The 4684-nt window shown below is 33.6% G+C and carries 3 protein-coding genes; 1 reads left to right on the top strand and 2 read right to left on the bottom strand.

Annotation, left to right across the window (positions count from 1 at the left end):
* Nucleotides 1-117 precede the first annotated feature (117 nt).
* Complete coding sequence (locus Q0A18_RS09430) at nucleotides 118-1023, bottom strand: GLPGLI family protein (protein WP_292009903.1); 906 nt, start codon at nucleotides 1021-1023, stop codon at nucleotides 118-120.
* 172 nt (nucleotides 1024-1195) lie between these two features.
* Here Q0A18_RS09430 and Q0A18_RS09425 point away from each other — a divergent pair, with 172 nt between their 5' ends.
* The gene (locus Q0A18_RS09425; protein WP_292009902.1) at nucleotides 1196-1693 is read left to right on the top strand and encodes a DinB family protein; all 498 of its coding nucleotides are present in this window, start codon (nucleotides 1196-1198) and stop codon (nucleotides 1691-1693) included.
* A 43-nt stretch (nucleotides 1694-1736) separates the two neighbouring features.
* Here Q0A18_RS09425 and Q0A18_RS09420 read toward each other — a convergent pair whose 3' ends face one another.
* Nucleotides 1737-4487, bottom strand: a complete 2751-nt coding sequence (locus tag Q0A18_RS09420) for a carboxypeptidase-like regulatory domain-containing protein (protein WP_292009901.1) — start codon at nucleotides 4485-4487, stop codon at nucleotides 1737-1739.
* Nucleotides 4488-4684 lie beyond the last annotated feature (197 nt).

Genomic DNA, 4684 nt, shown 5'->3' with positions numbered 1-4684 from the left:
TATGCAAATATACGCTATTTAAATTTAATCTAAATAACATGATTTTTGACATAAATAAACCCAAACATATTTCTACACTTGGGTTTATTTGTTTAAATATAATTTAGTTAATGAATGTTATTTTTTCTTTTTATCCTGTGGTTGATTGATTTCTACAGGGTTATCATTAGCATTATAAAAGTCTTTGTATTGTTTTTCCTGCTTCTTGATCATATCTCCGATAGTTCCATCCATTCCCGGAATGGTTTTGGACATCATTTCCTGTGTGAACATTGGTCTTGCTGTTGCAAATGGATCTTTTTTAAAATCATTAAAGGTTTTTTCGAACTTTTCTCTAGAAACTACATTTACTTTTCCACCTGTAGCATGTGCAAATGTTTCAATATAGGAGAATTCTGAATAATCTTTAATTTTTTTATTTCCCTGTAAAACCCAAGAATAATTTTTCCCATCATCTTCTATTTTCACGATAAGCCCCGGAAGCCCAGAAAATTTATAGGGACCATCCTGAAAAGGTAGATCGGTACTGAACCATGCTGTCCATTTTCTTCCTCCAAATTCAGTGGTTGCTTTTTGGGTATTATATTCTCCTATTTTCTCTTTATCTGCTTGAATATTCCAATTAAACTTGATAGTTTCATCATACCCTATACTGCTTGGAGTAAATCCATTCGCTATTTTTTCTACATATTCTACTTTCATACTCGGATAAAACTTATAAATCCTCGCAGAAATTTTCGGTTGTTTAAGTGATTTTGAAAGATCTTTCATTACACCAGCCTTCTGCATGGCTTCAAATTCTATTTTCATAATTGAATCCTGAGCAATAACCGTATAATCCTGATAAACAGACCTGTTTTTATCGGTAATATCCAAAATAGTAATCACCTTATCTAATTTGGTTGAATCTTTTTTAGGTTTGAAGGTTAGCTCATAAAAGAAACGATTGGCAGTTTCTTTGGATTCCTGAGCCATTGACAGGGCAAAAAGAGCAATAAAAAAAGCAGAAAATAAGGATTTCATTCTATAATTGTTTTTCAATTAGTTGTCTTTTAATAAAAATTGTTACAACAGTTTTGCTATTTAACTATCAATTATGTTCTAGAAATATATTATTTTTTTATAAATATTCTAAATTTATTTCTTCTGTTTATTAATTAAAGTTTAATTTTAATCTACTAAAAACCAAAATATTATGGACACGTTATCTCAATTAAAATCAGAGCTGGAAAATGAATACCAGATTACAAAAAGCTTTATCGAATTATTTCCGGAAGAAAAAAATGAATATGCTCCTCATGAAAAAAGTATGAAAATGATGCCTCTCGCCACTCATATTGTAGAAATATTCGGATGGCCGGCAACCATTTTATCTACTTCTGAGCTGGATTTTGCAAAAAATGCATACAAACCAACCCATCTTTCAACGAGAAAGGAGCTTTTGAAAAAACTGGACGATGATTATGAAAATGGTAAAAAAGCATTAGAAAGCATACAGGAAGAGGATCTTAATCCTAGTTGGGCCATTAAAAATAATGGTGAAGAATTGATGAAATGGAGCAAGTATGGAGCGATCAGGCATAGTCTTAACCAGATTACCCATCATAGAGCTCAATTAGGCGTTTATTACAGATTAAATGATATTCCGCTTCCCGGAAGTTATGGACCCACTGCCGACTCTCAGTACTCATAAGTTTTCAATAAAAAAACCATCTCGATCGAGATGGTTTTTTGTTTTATTTGAAGTTGAACTTTACCGCCAACATGACCTGGCTTGGACGAAGCTGTATTCTTGTATAAGAAATACTGTTTGTGGAGGCATTGATATTATAGGTTTCAAAAACTTTTCTGTTGGCAATATTCATCCACTTTAATTCAAAGTCAATTTTCTTTTTTGCCCAGGTAAATTGATAAGAAAGATCATAAAATGCATTGGTATATTTGGTATCTCCTAATTTAGAATTGATCTGATCCCAATTAAATCCTATAGTATGGTTTTCTATCGGATAGAAAAATACAGCTAGATTATGATTATATCCTTCATTGACTCCTAATTTCCCTCCATTACCGATTAATCCAACATTTTCTTGTTTATTTCTTGAAAGATTAAGGTTATAATCCAAACTCATCCAGCTAAAGTAGGTGTTGTTAAATTTAAATCCATACGTTTGGGAATTGTTCCTATTCTGATATTGGTTATCATCTAAGAAAGCATCAGACTTAGCTGCGGTATTGTTATAACTGATAGATGCATTGGTTTTAAATTTAGGAAAGTATTTTCCAATTTCAGCACTGAAAGTATTGCTTTTGGAATGGTTATCCTGTTCTTTATACTGCATTAAAGTAAAACCTGTTGTTGCATCCAATATGGGAGATGATAATAAGTTCTTTTTGCTGTCACTCAATCTGTAATTTACATTGAAGAATAAGTTATTTAATGGGTTTCTGTATTCCAATCTTGCTCCCCCGCTTTTAGTATTCGTTTCAGGAATAGGATTGCTTGGACTCATTACATTAAACCCTCCAGGGCTTAACAGCATGTATCCGGCATAGGCCGATTGAATGTCTCCAAAGTTATTACTAATACTTCCGTTTACACTTGCTTTAAAGAATGAAGCAAATGAATACTGAGCAAAAACATTCGGTGTAAAAGTAGTCTTGTTTAAAGATTTAGAAACATTTCTAAGTCCGTCTTCTGCTTTGATACTATTAAAGTTCACAGGAATATTTGCAAATAAACTCCATGCATCTGATTTATAGTTGAGACCTAATGATGCCGTTGGAACCACTTCTGTAAATCTTAAATTATTTTCATACATCGGATCATCAAAATTAGGAGGAACATCTCCCGGGAGATTCGGATTGGCAACAGCCACCCCATTAAAATTGGTAGTCAATTTATCTGATGAGAAATCGATTCCCACCTGTGGTGTAAAGGTCCAGCCTTTTGAGGTAAAACTAATATTGGCTGAATGGGAGGTATCCAATGTTTTTATTCTGAAGTTCTGTACCGCCAGTGTTCCAGGAGCAAAGTTGATAGTTGTCACAGAGTCTACAACCGGATTTCTGTATGGAATCTGCAAATAGCTTGCTGGTGAAACTTGTAACGTTTGTTTGTCATCCTGATAATTAATATATGATTTCAGATTAATCATTTTCTCTTTCCAGGGGATAATTGTACTTAATGAATTTTGGAAAGAAGAAGTTGGTGATTCTACCGACTCATTTCCCAATCTGCCTTCTCTTGTTGCCACAGCACGATCTGCATTCCAGAACTGGCTGAAACTGGTGGTATTCTTGAAAAATCCTTTTTTAGCATTTTTTGTAAAAGTAAATTCTCCCTTCAGTTTATCGGTATAAAAATTATTTCTTGTACTTGTAAACACTGTTGATCGAACATCTCCATCTGCCCCAAAATATCTGGTTTCCACTTCATCTTCTCTTTCTACCGCATTATTGGTATAATTCGCATTAGCTTTTAATTCCCATTCCTTTTTGCTGTCAATATTCGTTAAATAATTGGCGGATAAATAATGTACATTGTTCATTAAGTATCTTTTTACCGGAAGATTTGGAGTACTTGCTGTTTCTACATTGAGCCAGACATTCTGAGCCGCATTGATTCTTCTTCCTTCCCATCCGCTTCCGAACGCAAGAATATTTCCTTCATTTTCTACCTGTTCTCCGACATTATTGGTTTTATAATTAACCACCCACTGACTTTTCTGTCCAAAGAACATTGGTGTTAATTTTACATTCCATAGCCAAGGATCTCCGAATCCGCTTGCTACTTCTCCTCTACCAGTCATAGTAACGGAATTCTTCAGTTTGATATTGATTGCCGCCTGATCAGAAGGTATTTTATCCTGAAGTATTTTTACAGGCTGGTGATTTTCCAGTACTTCCACTTTTTGTACGGCATCTTTCGGAAGAGAATTACTGATAGTTCCATATCCTCCTTCCATCAGGTCTTTTCCGTTTACATAAAACTTGTTAATTGCATTCCCCTGATAAAGAATAGTCCCATCCGTATTAACTTCAATTCCCGGGATTTTCTTCATAACATCAGCTAATGTCCTGTCACTTTTACTGTCGAAAGCTTTAAGATCATAAGCAATAGTATCTCCACGCGATGTAATCATTTTTGTTTTCAGCTGCACTTCTTTAATTTCCGTGGCTTCAGATTGCATTTTGAAATTAAGGTTCTGATCATTATTACTGATCTGTTTTGTAAGGGATTTTTGATTAAATGCTTTCACCTTTAGGTCCACATTAGATTCAGCAGAGGTAAATGTTACTTTATATTCCCCCTTGGAATTGGTAATTCCATAAGCAAGAATAGCATCTTTTCCTGGTTCTTCAATCGTAACACTGGCACTGGGAATTGCAACTCCATCTTCATCGGTAATTTTACCTGTAACTGTTTTCTGGGCAAAAGACAAGATCCCGAAAAACAATAACAGAAAAAGGGAAAGTTTCTTTTTCATAATTATTATTTGTGTAATTAGTTAAAAGTAAAAAGGTTTTGTTACACCCTTATATGGATAGTTTTTCCAGAGAAAAGTTAAAACCTCTCCTATCACTGTTATTTTAGTGATTGTTTTTTATAATTCATTTTCTTAAAAATTTGAATTGTTTTAAAGTATTATTTCATTTTAGTAACCTCTTTTTCTCGGCCAGATTA

Origin of the sequence: Chryseobacterium sp., from assembly GCF_022712095.1 — a bacterium.
In the GTDB taxonomy this organism is placed as follows: Bacteria; Bacteroidota; Bacteroidia; order Flavobacteriales; family Weeksellaceae; genus Chryseobacterium.
Note: the sequence above shows the minus strand (reverse complement) of the source record. Positions and strands in the feature narration are given on the sequence as shown.